The organism is Sphingomonas naasensis, from assembly GCF_004792695.1.
Taxonomy (GTDB): Bacteria; Pseudomonadota; Alphaproteobacteria; order Sphingomonadales; family Sphingomonadaceae; genus Sphingomonas; species Sphingomonas naasensis.
This window is the reverse complement of record NZ_SRXU01000001.1, coordinates 1071542-1088067: the sequence shown is the minus strand read 5'-3', so window position 1 is coordinate 1088067 and position 16526 is coordinate 1071542. Positions and strand designations below refer to the sequence as shown.

Annotated in this window: 15 protein-coding genes; 8 read left to right on the top strand and 7 right to left on the bottom strand. The window is 66.6% G+C overall.

Going from position 1 to position 16526, the window contains the following annotated elements; translation table 11 throughout:
- The first annotated feature begins 67 nt into the window (after window positions 1–67).
- Both rfbA and rfbB read left to right on the top strand, forming a co-directional pair.
- Complete coding sequence (rfbA, locus tag E5A74_RS05015; protein WP_135983118.1) at window positions 68–1000, top strand: glucose-1-phosphate thymidylyltransferase RfbA; 933 nt, start codon at window positions 68–70, stop codon at window positions 998–1000.
- The gene (gene rfbB / locus E5A74_RS05010; protein WP_135983117.1) at window positions 997–2058 is read left to right on the top strand and encodes a dTDP-glucose 4,6-dehydratase; all 1062 of its coding nucleotides are present in this window, start codon (window positions 997–999) and stop codon (window positions 2056–2058) included. The genes rfbA and rfbB overlap by 4 nt, the downstream gene beginning before the upstream one ends.
- 3 nt (window positions 2059–2061) lie before the next feature.
- Here rfbB and E5A74_RS05005 read toward each other — a convergent pair whose 3' ends face one another.
- The gene (locus tag E5A74_RS05005; protein WP_135983116.1) at window positions 2062–3378 is read right to left on the bottom strand and encodes a UDP-glucose dehydrogenase family protein; all 1317 of its coding nucleotides are present in this window, start codon (window positions 3376–3378) and stop codon (window positions 2062–2064) included.
- A 668-nt stretch (window positions 3379–4046) separates the two neighbouring features.
- On the opposite strand from E5A74_RS05005, the gene E5A74_RS05000 reads away from it, so the two are divergent.
- The 3 genes from E5A74_RS05000 to E5A74_RS04990 all read left to right on the top strand — a co-directional run bounded on the left by E5A74_RS05000 (window position 4047) and on the right by E5A74_RS04990 (window position 8151).
- Window positions 4047–5249 carry a putative bifunctional diguanylate cyclase/phosphodiesterase gene (locus E5A74_RS05000; RefSeq protein ID WP_240699651.1) on the top strand — a complete coding sequence of 401 codons (1203 nt, stop codon included), beginning with the start codon at window positions 4047–4049 and terminating at the stop codon, window positions 5247–5249.
- Window positions 5246–7696, top strand: coding sequence for an ATP-binding protein (locus tag E5A74_RS04995; RefSeq protein ID WP_135983115.1), 2451 nt, complete (start codon window positions 5246–5248; stop codon window positions 7694–7696). Before E5A74_RS05000 ends, E5A74_RS04995 begins: the two co-directional genes overlap by 4 nt.
- 68 nt (window positions 7697–7764) lie before the next feature.
- The gene (locus E5A74_RS04990; RefSeq protein ID WP_135983114.1) at window positions 7765–8151 is read left to right on the top strand and encodes a response regulator; all 387 of its coding nucleotides are present in this window, start codon (window positions 7765–7767) and stop codon (window positions 8149–8151) included.
- Between the two features lie 3 nt (window positions 8152–8154).
- Here E5A74_RS04990 and E5A74_RS04985 read toward each other — a convergent pair whose 3' ends face one another.
- The 4 genes from E5A74_RS04985 to E5A74_RS04970 form a co-directional block, all read right to left on the bottom strand.
- Window positions 8155–9438 (bottom strand): MFS transporter, encoded by a 1284-nt coding sequence (locus tag E5A74_RS04985; RefSeq protein WP_135983113.1) that lies wholly within the window; start codon window positions 9436–9438, stop codon window positions 8155–8157.
- Window positions 9439–9656: 218 nt separating this feature from the next.
- Window positions 9657–10559 (bottom strand): dioxygenase family protein, encoded by a 903-nt coding sequence (locus E5A74_RS04980; RefSeq protein WP_240699650.1) that lies wholly within the window; start codon window positions 10557–10559, stop codon window positions 9657–9659.
- 116 nt (window positions 10560–10675) lie between these two features.
- A complete protein-coding gene (locus E5A74_RS04975) occupies window positions 10676–11941 on the bottom strand; it encodes an ATP-binding protein (protein WP_240699649.1) in 1266 nt (421 codons plus the stop codon).
- On the bottom strand, window positions 11938–12675 hold the full coding sequence (locus E5A74_RS04970; protein WP_135983111.1) for a response regulator: 738 nt from the start codon (window positions 12673–12675) through the stop codon (window positions 11938–11940). The genes E5A74_RS04975 and E5A74_RS04970 overlap by 4 nt, the downstream gene beginning before the upstream one ends.
- Window positions 12676–12915: 240 nt before the next feature.
- Here E5A74_RS04970 and rpsU point away from each other — a divergent pair, with 240 nt between their 5' ends.
- Window positions 12916–13122, top strand: a complete 207-nt coding sequence (gene rpsU / locus E5A74_RS04965) for a 30S ribosomal protein S21 (RefSeq protein WP_019368605.1) — start codon at window positions 12916–12918, stop codon at window positions 13120–13122.
- An 88-nt stretch (window positions 13123–13210) separates the two neighbouring features.
- Entirely contained in the window at window positions 13211–13849 is a 639-nt protein-coding gene (locus E5A74_RS04960) for an FKBP-type peptidyl-prolyl cis-trans isomerase (RefSeq protein WP_135983110.1), read from the top strand.
- A gap of 75 nt (window positions 13850–13924) precedes the next feature.
- Here the strand turns inward: E5A74_RS04960 and E5A74_RS04955 are convergent, their stop codons facing one another.
- Both E5A74_RS04955 and E5A74_RS04950 read right to left on the bottom strand, forming a co-directional pair.
- Window positions 13925–14656, bottom strand: coding sequence for a metallophosphoesterase family protein (locus E5A74_RS04955; protein WP_240699648.1), 732 nt, complete (start codon window positions 14654–14656; stop codon window positions 13925–13927).
- A gap of 229 nt (window positions 14657–14885) precedes the next feature.
- On the bottom strand, window positions 14886–15107 hold the full coding sequence (locus E5A74_RS04950; RefSeq protein ID WP_240699647.1) for a hypothetical protein: 222 nt from the start codon (window positions 15105–15107) through the stop codon (window positions 14886–14888).
- Window positions 15108–15598: 491 nt separating this feature from the next.
- Here E5A74_RS04950 and E5A74_RS04945 point away from each other — a divergent pair, with 491 nt between their 5' ends.
- Window positions 15599–16525, top strand: coding sequence for a M48 family metallopeptidase (locus E5A74_RS04945; protein ID WP_166745608.1), 927 nt, complete (start codon window positions 15599–15601; stop codon window positions 16523–16525).
- Window position 16526 lies beyond the last annotated feature (1 nt).

The window sequence follows — 16526 nt, the reverse complement described above, 5'->3', positions numbered from 1 at the left end:
AATGTGGATGTAGGGGGCAGGAGGCCTTGCTTGCGAGGCGTTCCTAATTCGGAGCGGAGAAGAAAAATTGTCAGCCCATTTCCGCCGCAGCGGTGATCGCCGGCCCGAGCCGCACGGCGTAAAGGGCATCATCCTCGCCGGCGGATCGGGCACGCGGCTCTATCCCGCGACGCTGTCGATCTCGAAGCAGCTGCTGCCGGTGTTCGACAAGCCGATGATCTATTATCCGCTGTCGGTGCTGATGCTCGCGGGCATCCGCGACATATTGATCATCTCCAGCCCGCGCGATCTGCCCGCGTTCGAGGCGCTGCTCGGCACCGGTGCGGCGTTCGGAATCAATCTCAGCTATGCCGAGCAGCCGAGCCCCGACGGGCTGGCGCAGGCGTTTCTGATCGGCGAGGAATTCCTGAACGGCGGCCCCGCCGCGCTGATCCTCGGCGACAATATCTTCCACGGCGACGCGATGGGCGCCAAGGGGCACATGGCCGCCACCGAAGCGGCAGCGGGCGGCGCGACGGTGTTCGCCTATCAGGTCGACGATCCCGAGCGCTATGGCGTGGTCAGCTTCGATCCCGCGACCGGACGCGCCACCAGCATCGTCGAGAAGCCGGCGAATCCTGAATCGCGCTGGGCGGTCACCGGCCTCTATTTCTTCGACCGCGAGGTCACTGCGATCGCGCGCGGGCTCAAGCCGTCGGCGCGCGGCGAGCTCGAGATCACCGATCTGATCCGCACCTATCTCGATCGCGGCACGCTGACCGTGAACCGTCTCGGCCGCGGCTATGCATGGCTCGATACCGGCACGCATGACAGCCTCCACGAAGCGGGTGCGTTCGTCCGCACGATCGAGCATCGCCAGGGCATCAAGATCGCCTGCCCCGAGGAGATCGGCTTCGATCTCGGCTATCTCGGCGCCGACGCGATGCTCGAACGCGCCGCCTTGATGGGCAAGACCGGCTATGCCGACTATCTCCGCCGCTGCGTGCAGGACGCGGCATGATCCGGCGGGTTCTCGTTACCGGCGCCGCCGGGTTCATCGGTTCAGCGGTGTGCCGTCGGCTGGTGGGGCAGGGCTGGCACGTCGTCTGCCTCGACAAGCTGACCTATGCCGGCAACCGCGCCTCGCTTCGCGAAATCGAGGCCGCGCCCAATTTCCGCTTCGTCGTGGGCGATATCGCCGATAGCGAGACCGTGCTGCGGCTGCTGCGCGACGAGCAGCTCGACGCCGTCCTGCACCTGGCTGCGGAGACGCATGTCGATCGCTCGATCGACGCGCCCGCGGCTTTTGTCGAAACCAATGTCGTCGGCACGGTGCGGCTGCTCGACGCGGCGCTCGCGCATTGGCGCACGCTCGATCCGGCCGGGCGCGCGCGCTTCCGCTTCCATCATGTCTCGACCGACGAAGTGTTCGGCGATCTGCCGTTCGACAGCGGCGTCTTCACCGAGACGACGCCCTATGCCCCGTCCTCGCCCTATTCGGCGTCGAAGGCCGCATCGGATCATTTCGTCCGCGCCTGGCACGAGACCTATGGCCTGCCGGTGTTGCTCTCGAACTGCTCGAACAATTACGGGCCCTATCACTTTCCCGAGAAGCTGATCCCGCTGACGATCCTCAATGCGCTCGAGGGGCGGAAGCTACCGGTCTATGGCCGCGGCGCGAACGTGCGCGACTGGCTCTATGTCGAGGACCATGCCGAGGCGCTCGAGCAGATCCTCACGCGCGGTAGCGTTGGCGAGACCTATCTGGTCGGCGGCAGGGCCGAGCGGACCAATCTGAGCGTGGTAGAGACGATCTGCGATCTGCTCGACGCGCGGGTGCCGCTGCAGGCGGGCAAGCCGCGCCGCGCGCTGATCGATTTCGTAGCGGATCGGCCCGGCCATGACCGGCGCTATGCGATCGACCCGTCCAGGCTCGAAGGCGATCTGGGCTGGCGGCCGCGCGCGGATTTCGACACCGGTCTCGCCCGCACGGTCGACTGGTATCTCGCCAATCGCTGGTGGTGGGAGCCGATCTGCGCCTCGGCCTATGCCGGCGAGCGGCTCGGCAAGGTCGCCTGACGCTCAGCCGCGCTGCGGCTTGCCGACGCCGACCAGCTTGAGCCCCGCCCGCTCGGCCTCCGCCGGCGGATAGATGTTGCGCAGATCGACGAGCAGCGGCGTGTTGAGCAGCGACTTGATCCGCCCGAGATCGAGCGCGCGGAACGCATCCCATTCGGTGACGATCACCAGCGCGTCGGCGCCCTCTGCCGCGGCATAGGCGCTTTCGCTGAACGCGACATTGGGAAGCAGCGGCCGCGCCTGCTCGAACCCCTCGGGGTCATAGGCCTTCACCGTCGCGCCGGCATCCTCAAGCGCGGCGACGATCGAAAGGCTCGGCGCGTCGCGCATGTCGTCGGTGTTGGGCTTGAAGGTCAGGCCGAGCAACCCGACGGTCTTGCCGCGGACGTCGCCGCCCATCGCCCGGATGACCTTGCGGCCCATCGCGCGCTTGCGATTGTCGTTCACCTGCACGGTAGATTCGACGATGCGCAGCGGAGTCTCATGGTCCGCCGCGGTCTTGAGCAGCGCCAGCGTGTCCTTGGGGAAGCACGAGCCGCCATAGCCGGGGCCGGCATGAAGGAACTTGCCGCCGATGCGGTTGTCCATGCCGATGCCGCGCGCGACTTCCTGCACGTCGGCGCCGACCTCCTCGCACAGATCGGCGATTTCGTTGATGAAGGTGATCTTGACCGCGAGGAACGCGTTCGCGGCATATTTGATCAGCTCGGAGGTGCGGCGTCCGGTGAACAGCAACGGCGCGTTCTGGTTGAGCGAGAGCGGACGATAGATCGCGCGCATCACTTCGCGGGCGCCTTCGTCGTCGGTGCCCACCACGACGCGGTCGGGACGCTTGAAGTCCTCGATCGCGGCGCCTTCGCGCAGGAATTCGGGATTGGAGACGACCTTGGCGCCGCTGTCCGGCGCGACTTCGGCGATGATGCGTTCGACTTCGTCGCCGGTTCCCACCGGTACGGTCGACTTCGTGACGATCACGCTCGGCCCGGTCAGATTCTCGGCGATCTCGCGCGCTGCGGCATAGACATAGGAGAGGTCGGCATGGCCATCGCCGCGCCGGCTGGGGGTGCCGACCGCGATGAACACGGCGTCGGCATTCTTCACGCCTTCGGCAAGGTCGGTGGTGAAGGTCAACCGGCCGGCCTTGACGTTCGAGGCCACGAGCGCGTCGAGCCCCGGCTCGTAGATCGGCATCACATTCTGATGGAGCAGTTCGATCTTGCGGGCGTCCTTGTCGACGCAGACCACGTCATGGCCGAAGTCCGAGAAGCAGGCGCCGGAAACCAGCCCCACATAGCCCGTGCCGATCATCGCGATGCGCAATGCCAATCCCTCCAGAATGCGGATGACAGCGCCTTAGCCAAGCGAGCGCGGAGGGCAAGGGCCCTGCCGTCGGCACATAGGCCAGGCGGCAGGCAAGAAAAAAGCGGCTGGAGCCCCCAGCCGCTTCTCAAGAGTCGTCCGGGCCGGTCAGCGCGCCCTCACTGCTGAAGTCGCCTCACTGCCGGCCCGGATGGCACGAATTCAGAACGGACGAATGTCTTCGCCGGTCTTATCGCGAAAAAGAAGGTCAAACGCCAACATCATTGATCTCCCATCGGTGCGCATGACGCGCAATTCGAGTGGTTAAGGGGAGATTAACGACTACGCAATCAGGATTTCTGCGGAAGCGCGCAGGTTGGAGCGCTGTTCCAAAGGCTTGCGTTTAACCGTTCCTTCAAGGGTCGTGGCCTAGCGTCCTCGCTATGTCGGCAGGGTCTGAGCCTTCGGTGCACCTCGGGGGGAACGCGACGCGTGTGTTTGCGTCTTCCGCGGAAGCCAATGGAATCGCTGTAAAAGCGAGCAGCTGTGGCGTGTTCGACGCGCGCGGCAGGGGCGGCGTGGACGTGCCGGTTCCCCCGCGCGGCGATGCGTCCCCGATCGGGATGGCCGCCGAAAAGAACCCGCGCACCGCTCCCGCGCTTTGGCGAATTCTGTCCCAATGTGAGATTTTGAATTTCGCGACGCTGCGCCGCCATCTCGGTCGCCCGCGCGCCGATGCACTCGTGCTCGACGTCGGTGCGCGAATCGCGAGTGTCCTCCCCGAGGTGCGCATCCTCACCGCGGGACGCGCCCTGATCGAAGTCGCTTTCGAGCGCGAATCGCCCGAGGCGGGCGCGGCCGACATCGACCGGCTGCGCAAGGCGCTGGCGCTCCCCTTCGATCTCGACGGCGAATCGTGGCAGCTTCAGATGCAGTTCGGCGTCGCCGCGGCACCCTGCCACGAATGCGACGACGTGCGGCTCACCGAAGCGGCCGAATCGGCGCTCGAGCAGGCCCGCGGCGAGAAACGCGTGGTGATGCTCGATCTGTCGCGTGCCGATCTCGCGTTCGATCGCCTCACGCTGATGCGCGAGCTGCCGCGTGCGATCACCGAGGGAGAGATGTTTCTCCAATATCAGCCCAAGGTCCATGTCCGGCGGCAGGAGATCGCCAGCGCCGAGGCGCTGGTGCGCTGGCAGCACCCGCAGCGCGGGCTGATCCTGCCGGGCGACTTCATCTCGGTTGCCGAAGAGGCCGGCGAGATCGGCGCGCTCACCATGTGGACCCTGCGCCAAGTGATCGCCGATCAGAAGCGGCTCGCCGCCGAAGGGCACGATCTCACGCTGTTCCTCAACATCTCGGGCATGCTGCTCGCCGACGCCGATTTCGTGAAGGAGGCCTGCGCGATCGTCGCGGTCAGCGGCGCCAAGCTCGGCTTCGAGATCACCGAGACCGCCGTGATCCGCGATCCGGACAGCGCGATCCAGCATCTCCAGCAGTTCGCCGACATCGGCGTCCAGCTCGCGATCGACGATTATGGCGCGGGGCTCTCCTCGCTCGCCTATCTCAAGCGGCTGCCCGCCAGCGAGCTCAAGATCGACAAGATGTTCGTGATGCAGCTGACCAGCAGCAATCGCGATCCGCTGATCGTCCGCTCGACGATCGACCTCGCGCACGCGCTCGAGATGGAAGTCACCGCCGAAGGCGTCGAGACGCCGTCCGCGCTCGCGCTGCTCAGCGTGATGGGCTGCGACATGGTGCAGGGCTTCCTGCTCTCGCGCCCGCTCGGCTTCGAGGCGTTCCGCAAATATCTCGCCGAGGAAGCGCATCTCGCCAGCTCGGCGAACGTGCAGTCGTTCATCCGGCCCGAGAGCTTCTGGAAGCGCGCGTGATCCGCGCGCTGATACGCACGCTCGCGCTCGCGCTCTGTCTATCGACGATTCAGCCGGCATTCGCCGCTGGGGACTTCCCGGCGCCGTTGCAGGCGCAGATCGACGCCGCGAAGGGCAGCATGATGGCGGATCAGGCGCAGGCGCTGCGCCATATCGCGCTGATCGATTCGCTGGCGCGGCGCCTCCCCGATCCGCGGCAGCGCATGCTCGCGCTCGCCACGGCGCGCTGGCTCGGCGCGGAAGCCTATTTGCGCAGCAATGCGGCGGCGCGCGCTAGGCCGCTGCTGGCCGAGGGGCTTCGCCTCATCGGCGGGATTGCCGAGCCGACCAAGCTGCGCGGCGACCTGCTGATGTCGCAGGGCATGCTGTACATGCAGGACAACGACGCCGTGCAGGCGTTGGCCAACTATCAGGAATCGTTCCGGGTCTTCGCCGCGGTCAAGGAGCCGCGCAGCCAGGCGATCGCGCTTCAGAACATCGGCGCGCTCTACAGCGTCGCCAGCGACGACAATCGTGCGCAGCAATATTTTCTCCAGGCATCCGAGCTCTACGACGACGATCCGGCGCTTTCGCTGTCGCTGCACAATCGCCGTGCGAACATCCTCGCCCAGGCCCGGGAAGGCAGCGTCGAGGCGGAGCGCGAATATGAAGCGGCGCTCGTTATCGCGCGCCAACTGGAAATGCCGCTGCTGGAAGCCCGCATCCTGACGAATTTGGCGCGTAACCAGATCAAGCTGAAGCGGCTCGATGCCGCGGATCGCACGCTCGCCCGCGGCTTCAAGCTGGTCGCCGATGCCGATGCCGATCTGCTGCGCCGCCATCTGCTCGCGACCGCCGCCGGGCTGGCCGCGGCGCGCGGCGACAAGGCGAAGGCGCTGCGGCTCATCGAGGCGTGTTTCAACGGCGTGGACCTGACGACCACGACCGGCGAATATCGCAGCTCGCACACCTATGCCTATGAAATCTTCCGCGATGCCGGTGCGCCGCGGCTGGCGCTCGCGCATCTCGAGGCGATGAAGCGGCTCGACGAGGAATCGACCAAGGTCGCCACCTCCACCGGCGCGGCGCTGATGGCTGCGCGGTTCAACTATGCCGAGCAGCAGACCCGCATCCAGACGCTCAAGGCCGAGGAGGCGCGCCGCACCGCCGCGTTTCAGCGCACCCTGTTCATCAGCATCGGCGGCGCCACGCTGGTCATCATCGCGCTGCTGAGCTTCGGCTTGGTCACGATCCGCCGCAGCCGCAATCAGGTGCGCGCCGCCAACGTCGTGCTCGCCGATACCAATGTCGCGCTCGAAAAGGCGCTCAAGGCGAAGACCGAGTTCCTCGCGACGACGAGCCACGAGATCCGCACGCCGCTCAACGGCATTCTCGGCATGACGCAGGTAATGCTCGCCGATCCGAAGCTGGAGCCCGAGACGCGCGACCGGATCGGCATCGTCCACGGCGCCGGCGTGACGATGCGCAGCCTCGTCGACGACATTCTCGACGTCGCCAAGATGGAGACGGGCAATCTGACCGTCGACGCGGCACCGCTCGATCTGGGCGCGACGCTGCGCGAGGTCACCCGGCTCTGGGAGGAGCAGGCGCGCGCCAAGGGGCTCGGCTTCCGGCTCGAGCTCAGCCATGCGCCGGGCTGGATCGTCAGCGACGCCGGACGGCTCCGCCAGATCGTCTTCAATCTGCTGTCCAACGCGATCAAGTTCACCGCGCGCGGCGGCGTGAGCCTGCGCGCGGTCGCCGAGGGCGTGGGCGATGCCCGCCGCCTTCGGCTCGTCGTCAGCGATACCGGGATCGGCATTCCGGCGGAGAAGTTCGAGGAGATCTTCGAATCCTTCCGCCAGGTCGATGCCGGCACCACCCGCCAGTTCGGCGGCACCGGGCTCGGGCTCACCATCTGCCGCAACCTCGCGCGTGCGCTGGGTGGCGAGATCAGCGTCGAGAGCATCGAAGGCGAGGGCGCGGTATTCACCGTCGAGCTGCCGCTGATCGATGCCGAGGCCCCCGCCGAGGCGGCCCCGAACGGCGCGTCGGGCGCCGCGATGCTGATCGTCGACCGCAACCCGATCGCCCGGAGCATGCTGCGCACCCTGCTCGAGCCCAAGGCCTCCTCGCTGCGGTTCGCCGGCGGAGCCGAAGAGGCGCTGGCCTTGATCGCCGAGGCCCCGGTAACGCACCTGCTCGTCGACGAAGCCACGCTGAAGGCCGGCGAGGGCGAGCCCGTGGAAACACTGCAGACACTCGTCGTTGCCAGCGAGGCGGCCGTTTCCGCGGTGCTGTGGATGAAGCCGGACGAAGCGACCCTGTCTCAACTTCGCACCACGGGTGTCGGACATATCATCGAAAAACCGGTATCCGGCGCGGCGCTGGTGCAGGTATTCGTTACGCCTGCGGAAGAAAATTCTCGCCCCGCGGGCAGCGAGCCGCTTGAGTCTGAAGCGGCTTAGCGCGATAGCACACCAGATATGATAAAATCGGTCGCCGATCTCCTCTCCGTCCGAAGCGGCGGTATGCCATGAACATCCTCTTTATCGAGGACGATCCGATGAACCGTCGGGTCGTGAAGGACATGCTCGACGTCGCGGGCGCGACGATGGCCGAGGCGAGCTGGGCCGAGGAGGGGCTTGCCCGGATCGACGCCGAGAATTTCGACGTCGTCCTCGTCGATCTGCGCATGCCCGGCACCGACGGCTTCGAGACGATCCGCCGCATCCGCGCGCGCGATGACGAGCGGGGCAAGCTGCCGATCATCGTGGTGACCGCCGATACCGCAGTCGATCTGCGCGAGCGCTGCCTCGCGCTCGGCGCCGACGACGTGCTGTTCAAGCCGGTGGCGATGGATGCGCTGTTCGATTCGATCGGCCGCGTGCTGGCGAGCCGCGGCGGCGGGATGATCGCCTGACGCTCAGTCCTCGAGAATGCGCGAATGCCGGGCGGTGTCGCGCATCCGCAGATAGGTGATCAGCGAGATCGCGATCATCGCGGTGACGTACCAGTAAAATCCGCGTTCCCAGCCCGAATCCTTGAACCACAGGGCGACATATTCGGCGGTTCCGCCGAACAGCGCATTGGCGAGCGCATAGGGTAGCGCGACGCCGAGCGTGCGGATGTGCGCGGGGAAGAGCTCGGCCTTCACCACCGCGTTGATCGAGGTGTAGCCGGTGACGATCACCAGCGCGCCGAACATCAGGCCGAACGCCGCCAACGGGCTCTGCACGGTCTCCAGCGTCGTGAAGATCGGCAAGGTCAGCAACACGCCGAGCACGCCGAACCCGACCATCAGCGGCTTGCGCCCGATCACATCGGACAGCGCCCCCGCCAGCGGCTGGATCAGCATGAAGCCGAACAGCGCCGCGGCATTGATCTGCGAGGCGGTCGCGCGATCGAAGCCGGCGGTGTTGACGAGGAATTTCTGCAGATAGATCGAATAGGCATAGAAGGCGAGCGTGCCGCCCGCGGTGAGCAGCATCACCACCGCCGCCTCGCGCGGATGCTCGCGGAACAGCGCGCCGAAGCTCGATCGGCGCCCCGCGCGCTTCGCATTCTCGAAGCTCTCGGTCTCGGCGAGCCGCCGGCGAAGCCAGAACACCAGCACCGCCAGCGCGCCGCCGATCGCGAACGGGATGCGCCAGCCCCAGGCGTCGAGCTCGGCCTCGCTGAGCACTGCCTGCAGCACCAGCAGGACGAGCAGCGCCACCAGCTGCCCCGAGATCAAGGTGACGTACTGGAAGCTCGAGAAGAAGCCGCGATGGCGCTTGCCCGCCATCTCGGAGAGATAGGTCGCGCTCGCGCCATATTCGCCGCCGACCGACAGCCCCTGGAGCAGGCGCGCGAGCACGAGCAGCACCGGCGCCGCCGCGCCGATCGTGGCGTATCCCGGAGTCAGCGCGATGATCAGCGATCCCGCGCACATCAGGCTCACCGACAGCGTCAGCCCCGCCTTGCGTCCGTGGCGGTCGCCATAGACGCCCATCAGCCAGCCGCCGATCGGCCGCATCAGAAAACCGACCGCGAACACCGCCGCGGCGTTGAGCAGTTGCGCGGTCTGATCGCCTTTGGGGAAGAAATGATGGGCGAAATAGAGCGTGAACGCCGAGTAGGCGTACCAGTCATACCATTCGACGAGATTGCCCGCCGAGCCGCCGAGGATCGAACGGAGGCGGTGCCGCGCGGGAGAAGGGGATGCCATCGCGGGGCACTATAACGGCGCCCCGCCTGCCGGGAAGTGGTACAGAGGGGAATCCACCTCGGCAGACGGGGCGCCCCGGCCGGTGGGCTTCCGGCCGCTCCACCCCCGTGGAGATCGTTGAACGGGAAAACCGTGCTCCGGCGAAGACCGGAGCCCTGGCCGCGAATGCTGTCCTTGCGGCCAGCGCTCCGGCCTTCGCCGGAGCACGGTGGGAAATGCTAGCGCGCGAGGCCGATCACCGCGGTGGCGGTGTAGCCGGCGGTCGCGCTGCCACTCATCGTCGGCGTCTGCTGCGCCACCTGCGCGCTCGAATTGTCGCCGAACACATTGTCGCCCGAGAGCGACACGCCGGCGAGGTTGCGCACGCTCGTGGTGTAGCCGCTGGCGTTGTTGTAGACCTCGGTGCAGGTCGCTGCGGGCATCGCCAGCTGCGAGACCAGGGCCGCATAGCGTCCGCTGGTCGCCGTGGTCAGGCTCGAGAAAACCTCGAAATGAATGTGCGGCCAGCGCCCGGCATAGCAGCCGGGGAAGATCGTGGTGAACGTCACCTGGCCATTGGCGTCGGTCACGCCGACGCCGCGCAGATAGCTTTCGTTGGGCAGATCGTAGAGCGAATATTTCCCGTCGCGATCGCAATGCCAGATGTACACCGCATAGCCGGCGAGCGGCGCGCAGGCGGCGTTGACGTTGACCACGGTGAGCGTGAGCGTCACCTGCGCCCCCGCGGCGATTGCGGTCGACGTGCCGATGAAGCTCGGCCTGATGTCGCTGCGGACGACATTGGCTGCAGTCAACGCGTTCGAGGTCAGGCCCGACGAGGTGTTGGTGCCGTCGGCGGGGTAGGGACCGTTGGTCTCGCTCGGGTCCGCGACACAGCCGCCGCTCGGCGTGGGTGTCGGACTGGGGCTGGGGCTCGGCGTGGGCGCGTCGCTCGCGGCCGGTGTCGGCGTCGGCGTGACCACCGAGCCGGTGGCCGAGCCGCCGTCGCACCCGGTCAGCAGCGCCCCCGCGCCGGCGCCGGCGAACCAGCGCAGCGCGCGGCGCCGGCTGGCGAGCGCGTTGATGACTTCGAGGTCGTGCGCGAGACCAAGATCATGGTCGTCGTGGTGGTCGTGATGCAATGCGATACTCCCGCTGGTTGATCGCAGGAGTGGCGGCGCCAGCATGCCGCGCGATTTCGCGGGATCGCCGAATATTTCAACGCATCTCAACCGTGCCGCGCGCGGCCGTGCGGCACCTACTCCGCCGGAAGCCGCACGCGCACGCGGCCGCCGCCCGCGGCCCGGGTCTCCAGCGCCACCTCGCCGCCATGCGCCTCCGCGATCGAGCGGACGATCGCGAGCCCGAGCCCGGTGCCGCCGGTCGCGCGATTGCGCGAGGCCTCGCCGCGCACGAAGGGCGCGAACAGCGCCTCGGCGCGCCCGGTGGGAAAGCCCGGGCCTTCGTCCTCGACCAGCACTTCGGCCCAGTTGGCGGAAACCGACCAGCACAGCCGCGCGCGATCGCCATAGCGGACGGCGTTCTCGACGAGGTTGGTGAACAGCCGGCGGAGCGCGGCGGGATCGCCTTCGACGATCACGCGCGGACCGAAATCGACCTCGACCGGCATCCCCGCAGCGGCGAGATCGTCGCCAAGGCTCTCGATCAGGCTTCCGAGGTCGAGCCGCGCATGCTGCGTCTGGTTGCGATCGTCGCGGGTAAAGCGCAGCACCGCGCCCAGCATCGCGCGCATCTCGTCGATATCGGCGGCAGCGCGGTCGCGTGCGGCCTCGGGCAATTGCTCGACCCAGAACGCGATCCGCGAGAGCGGCGTGCCGAGATCGTGCGCGATCGCGGCGAGCATCGCGGTGCGGCCCTCGGCTTGCTGGAGGATGCGATCCTGCATCGCCTCCACCGCCTCGGCGAGCTCGCGCACCTCGCGCGGGCCGCCGCGCGGGATCGCCGGCCGGGCGCCGAGCCGCGCGCGCGTCGCGGCGTGCGCGAGCTCGCGGATCGGCCGCGAGATCCGCCTCGCGACGTACCAGGCGAGCACCGAGAGCACCGCGAGCGTCAGCAACATCCCCGCCAACCGCCGCAGGTGCCAGCCAGTGAAGGTCGGCGGCGCGGCGGTCGAGACGATGATCCAGCCATCGCCAGCGCGGCGCCCGACCGTGAAGCTGCCGTGCAAATCGCTGTCGGGGTCGTGCGGCGGAAATTGGTAGAAGCCCTGCACTTCGTCGGCGGGGGCGGGGATCAGCGCCGCGATCGCGGCGTCGCGCGCGGCCGAGGGTTGCTCGTCACTGCGGCCGAACCGATCCTCGTCGATCCGCGCGACTTCGATCCCGCGCACGGTTTCGGGCACCTGTCCGGTCCGCAACGCATCGGCGACGCGCGCGATCGGGGTCGGGCGGAACCAGGGCGGCGGGCCGCTGAACATCGCCGTGAACTGCACCGTCGTCGCGATCAGCGCCGCAGCGATCACCAGCAGCACGATCGGGACGGTAATCGAGCGCGCCTTGCTCACTTGGTGGTGACCTCGGCGACGAACATATAGCCTTCGTTGCGGATCGTGCGGACCAGCTCCTCGCGTCCGGGCCGTGCCAGCTTCTTGCGCAGCCGGCTCATCTGGACGTCGATAGCGCGATCGAAATGCTCCGCCATCGGACCGCGCGAAAGATCGAGCAGCATGTCGCGGGTGAGCACCCGGCGGGGGCGCTCGACGAGCGCGAGCAGCAGGCGGAACTCGCCGTCCGAAAGGTTGATGATCACATTTTCGGGGTCGTAGAGCTGCCGCGCCACCGGATCGAGCCGCCAGCCGGCGAAGCGCAGGAAGTTGCGTTCGGGCAGCCGCGCGGCGGTGCGCTCGCCGCTCCCGGCGCGGCGAAGCACCGAGCGGATGCGCGCGAGCAGCTCGCGCGGGTTGGCCGGCTTGGCGACATAGTCGTCGGCGCCCATCTCGAGCCCGACGATCCGGTCGATGTCCTCGCCGATCACCGAATGGAGGATCACGGCGGGGCCGGTCGCGCGATCGAGCGACCGCAGGATGCTGAGCCCGTCCTCACCCGGCATCATCAGGTCGAGCACGACCAGCGCATAATCGTGCGCGGCCAATTTCTCCCGCATCTCGATGCCACCGTCCGCGGTATCGACGACATAGCCATGCTGTGACAGGAAACCCGCGGTCAATTCGCGGATGCCGGGATCGTCGTCGACGATGAGGAGGCGGGTCTCGAGGTCCAGGGCGTAGGCTAACTGCATGCGTTTGGAATGGCACGCGAACCTATCGGGAGCGTTGCAGCGCTGCAATGCGGTGTAATGTGGGCGCAGTGTTGCCGAACGGTCACACCCGTTCGGCGCATCCGGCCCGAGATTCTCGTCGCCACACCGCGTCGGACCTTGAAAAATCGGATTCACGCTGATAGGTGGCCGCGACGACGCCGCAGCCCGCGCTCCGGCGAACCCTATTCTATTGTATCGAGATCGGAGCTGTACGGCCTTATGCAAATCATCGTTCGCGACAATAACGTCGACCAGGCGCTGCGGGCGCTCAAGAAGAAGCTGCAGCGTGAAGGCGTGTATCGTGAGATGAAGCTCCGCCGTCACTATGAGAAGCCCAGCGAGAAGCGCGCCCGCGAGCGTGCGGCTGCGGTTCGCCGTGCACGCAAGCTCGAGCGCAAGCGCGTGGAGCGCGACAGCGCCCGGTAAGAATATTGCGGGCTTCCGCAATCGTCGGAAAGCTTTTGCGGGAAAAGTGCGAAGTTAAGCGGCGGAACGCCGATCGAGGATGTGACTCATGTCGGTGACCGCCGTTCCGCTTCAGCCCGTCAAGCGCGCCTACAAGGTGTGGCTGTGGCTCGGCGTGCTGCTCGCGGTGGTGCTGGCCTTCGGCCTCGCCTGGCTGGGCACACGCGAGCAGGTCGCGCTCAAAGGCGCCGACACCGAGTATCTCGCGTGGAACAAGGGCCGGCCGGGCGTGCAGACCACGGCCTCGGGCCTGCAGTTCGAAGTGCTCAAGGCCGGTGATGGCGCGACGGCGGGCGAGGGCGATTACGTCATCGCCAATTACGAGGGCCGCTTCCGCGATGGCACGGTGTTCGACAAGAGCACCCAGCCGGTGCCCTTTCCGATCCAGCAGGGCAGCGCAATCCCGGGCTTCCTCGAGGGCCTCAAGCTGATGCAGAAGGGCGGCAAGTACCGCCTGTGGATCCCCGCTGACCTCGCTTATGGCGCGCCGGGCATGCAGAGCCCCGATCCCGAGCGCGTGCCGCCCGATGCGATGCTCGTCTTCACTGTCAGCCCCGAGCGGATCATTCCCGCGGCTGTCGTCCAGCAGATGATGATGCAGCGGGCGATGCAGCAGCAACAACAGCAGCAGGGTGGCGGCGCCGGCGCCGGCGCCGGGTCACCGCCGCAGGGCGTGCCGGGCCAATAAGACCCGGACCGATTGCCCTGAAGATCAGGGCGCGTCGTTTCCAATTCTGATCTGCGAGAGCGTGGCAGGCGTGGTTCAGGCCTCGATCGCAGTATCCAGTACCCAGCGTTGTTGGCCTTCGAAACCCATTGCGGTCAGCTTCCCGCTCGAATAGGCGCCGGTGTCGAGTCCGATGCGGTGCTGACGCAATTCGACCTCGTCGAAGATCGTGTGCCCGTGCACGATGATCTTCTCGAAGCCGTCGCGATGATCGAGAAACTCGTGGCGGATCCAGCGTAGATCGCTCACCCGCTGGCTCTCCAGTGCCTGCCCCGGACGCACGCCAGCATGGACGAAAGCGAAATCGCCCAGCACGATCAGATCCTCGAAGCTTTCGAGGAACGTGCGATGCGATTCGGGAACGCGCTCGACGAGAAGGGCGTGAAGCTCCGGAAAGTCGCTGTTCCGATAGTCTTCTTCAGAGATTGCGTAGCTGAGGATCGTCTCCCGCCCGCCAATGCGGACGAAGAATGCCAAGGCTTTCAGATCTCCTCCGAGTGCCCTGAGAAACACCTCCTCGTGATTGCCGAGGAGGAATCGGCAACGCCGCGGTCCTTCTGCCATTTGCAGAGCGCGCTCCACTACCTGTGCGGAGCTCGGACCCCGATCGATGAGATCGCCGAGGAAGATTATTTGCGACGCGCTGGGCGCCCTACTTGCGTCGTCCGCTTCGATCTTGGCGAGCAGGGTGTCCAGCAGGTCGACGCGACCATGGATATCACCAATCGCATAGATTCTCTGTCCGGCGGGCAGGCTGCCTGCCGGCATTGGGGCGGGGGAGCGTCGGCGGAAAAGCTTTCCAATCATACACTATGCATTTGAAGCCCTGAGATGCGGCTCTAGCGGGGCGCACCTGTACCCAAGCTTACGCTCCCTATCCGATAAAATCCCGGGGCGGAGGTGAGGCGGCGCCGCACCTGTCGGGGAACCTTCGGAAGACAAAATAAAAGTGGCGGCCACAAGGGCCGCCACTCAAAATCAATCCTTAAGACAGATCCTACGGGCTGTCGGGATCGTCGTCGTTGTTGGCGAGCGCAACCGCACCACCGATGATCGCGACAGTCGCGAGCACGCCGATGATCACGGCCGGAGCCAGCTCGCTGTCCTTCTCGCTCGCCGTCGAGGCGCGAGTCAGCGACAGCTTGGAGGCCGGAGCCGCCACAACCGGGGTAGCCGCCATCGTGACTACTGCGGCTGCCGTAAGAAGCTTTGACAACATTATTCTACTCCCTCTTCGAGCTCCGGTGTTCTCGTCAGGCGCTCCTATGACATAGGAGTCCGCCCACGGCAACACCTCAAAATCCAAGCTCACGACAAACTTAGCTCTGCCGTTGCCTGAACGCAACACCGGTTCGGTTGATCCGAACTCTGGGGCTCACAACGACGACCCGTGCCGCGAGCGCGCACGTTTCCATAACGCAGCGCAGCACTAGTGCCAAGGGGGTTAACGGAACGTGAGCGAAATGAAGAGCGCGACTATCGAACGAACTCCGTCAGTTGCAGCCGATTCCTTTGTCACTCGCCCAGCACCGATGTCGCCGGATTGTGATCGTCGGGAAGAAATGGCTAAAGGGCGGCATGTTTCCCGCTCCTCGCCCAACCCATGTTTGGCGCCTGACCTGGGTTTGCGTGGCGTTCGCCGCCGGGCTTGCGCTGCCGCAATCCTCTCTCGCCGATGCACCCCTGCAAAACCGGGATACCTTCGAGGCCGTGCGGGATGCAGATCTGCAACTCGCGACGATCGGTTGGCGGCTTTCGGTCGCCAACGCTGCGTTGTGCGATCGGCTCGAGCCGGGGCTGGGCCTGCAGCTCCATACGCTCGACCAGTTCGATTCGGCTTCTCGCGATGCAGCAAAAACGCATTTCGGATTCGCCACCCCGGTCGCGATCGAAGGCGTGATCGCCGACGGGCCGGCGGCGCGGGCAGGGCTTCGGCAGGATGATTCGCTCGTCCGGGTCGGGCCGGTCGCGATCGCAACGTTGACCGGAAAGCAGGGCACCACGCAGCGGCTTGTCGCCGCGCAACGCGCGATCGCTGCGCTGGCGCCCGACCAGCCGATCGAAGTCGAGGCGATCCGCGCGGGCGCGCCGATCAAGGCGACGGTGCAGCCGCTTCCTGCCTGCCGCACGCGGTTCGAGCTGCGCTTGTCGAGCGACTATAACGCCTCGGCGGACGGCACGATGGTGCAGATCAGCTCACAGTTTCTCGAAGCCTATACGCCCGAGCAGGTCGCCGGAGCGGTCGCGCATGAATTCTCGCACAACATCCTCCACCATCGCGATCGACTCGAAGCACGGGGGGTGGATTTCGGCATGCTTTCCGGGTTCGGCGCGAACGTGAAATATTTCCGCCAGACCGAGACGCAGGCGGATCTCCTGTCGGTCTATCTGCTCGCTAATGCAGGCTATCCGCCGCAGGCCTCGGTAGCGTTCTGGAAGCGCTTCGGGCCGAGCAAGGCGGGCGGCATCTTCCGCAGCCGCTCGCATCCGCACTGGCGCGACCGCATCGCGACGCTCGAGGCAGAGATCGCCAAGGTCGAGACGATCTCGGCGCGGCCGGCGATTCCCGGCCTGATCGCGGAGCGCAGCCAGCCCCTCGACGGCAACTGGCAGGCGATCCTGGTCCGCGCGCGCTAGG

Bases quoted from the DNA above. Each gene is read 5' to 3' on its own strand.
- rfbB (WP_135983117.1), top strand. From the start codon at position 997: ATGATCCGGCGGGTTCTCGTTACCGGCGCCGCCGGGTTCATCGGTTCA.
- E5A74_RS04990 (WP_135983114.1), top strand. From the start codon at position 7,765: ATGAACATCCTCTTTATCGAGGACGATCCGATGAACCGTCGGGTCGTG.
- E5A74_RS04985 (WP_135983113.1), bottom strand. From the start codon at position 9,438: ATGGCATCCCCTTCTCCCGCGCGGCACCGCCTCCGTTCGATCCTCGGC.
- E5A74_RS04970 (WP_135983111.1), bottom strand. From the start codon at position 12,675: ATGCAGTTAGCCTACGCCCTGGACCTCGAGACCCGCCTCCTCATCGTC.
- rpsU (WP_019368605.1), top strand. From the start codon at position 12,916: ATGCAAATCATCGTTCGCGACAATAACGTCGACCAGGCGCTGCGGGCG.
- E5A74_RS04960 (WP_135983110.1), top strand. From the start codon at position 13,211: ATGTCGGTGACCGCCGTTCCGCTTCAGCCCGTCAAGCGCGCCTACAAG.
- E5A74_RS04955 (WP_240699648.1), bottom strand. From the start codon at position 14,656: ATGCCGGCAGGCAGCCTGCCCGCCGGACAGAGAATCTATGCGATTGGT.
- E5A74_RS04950 (WP_240699647.1), bottom strand. From the start codon at position 15,107: ATGTTGTCAAAGCTTCTTACGGCAGCCGCAGTAGTCACGATGGCGGCT.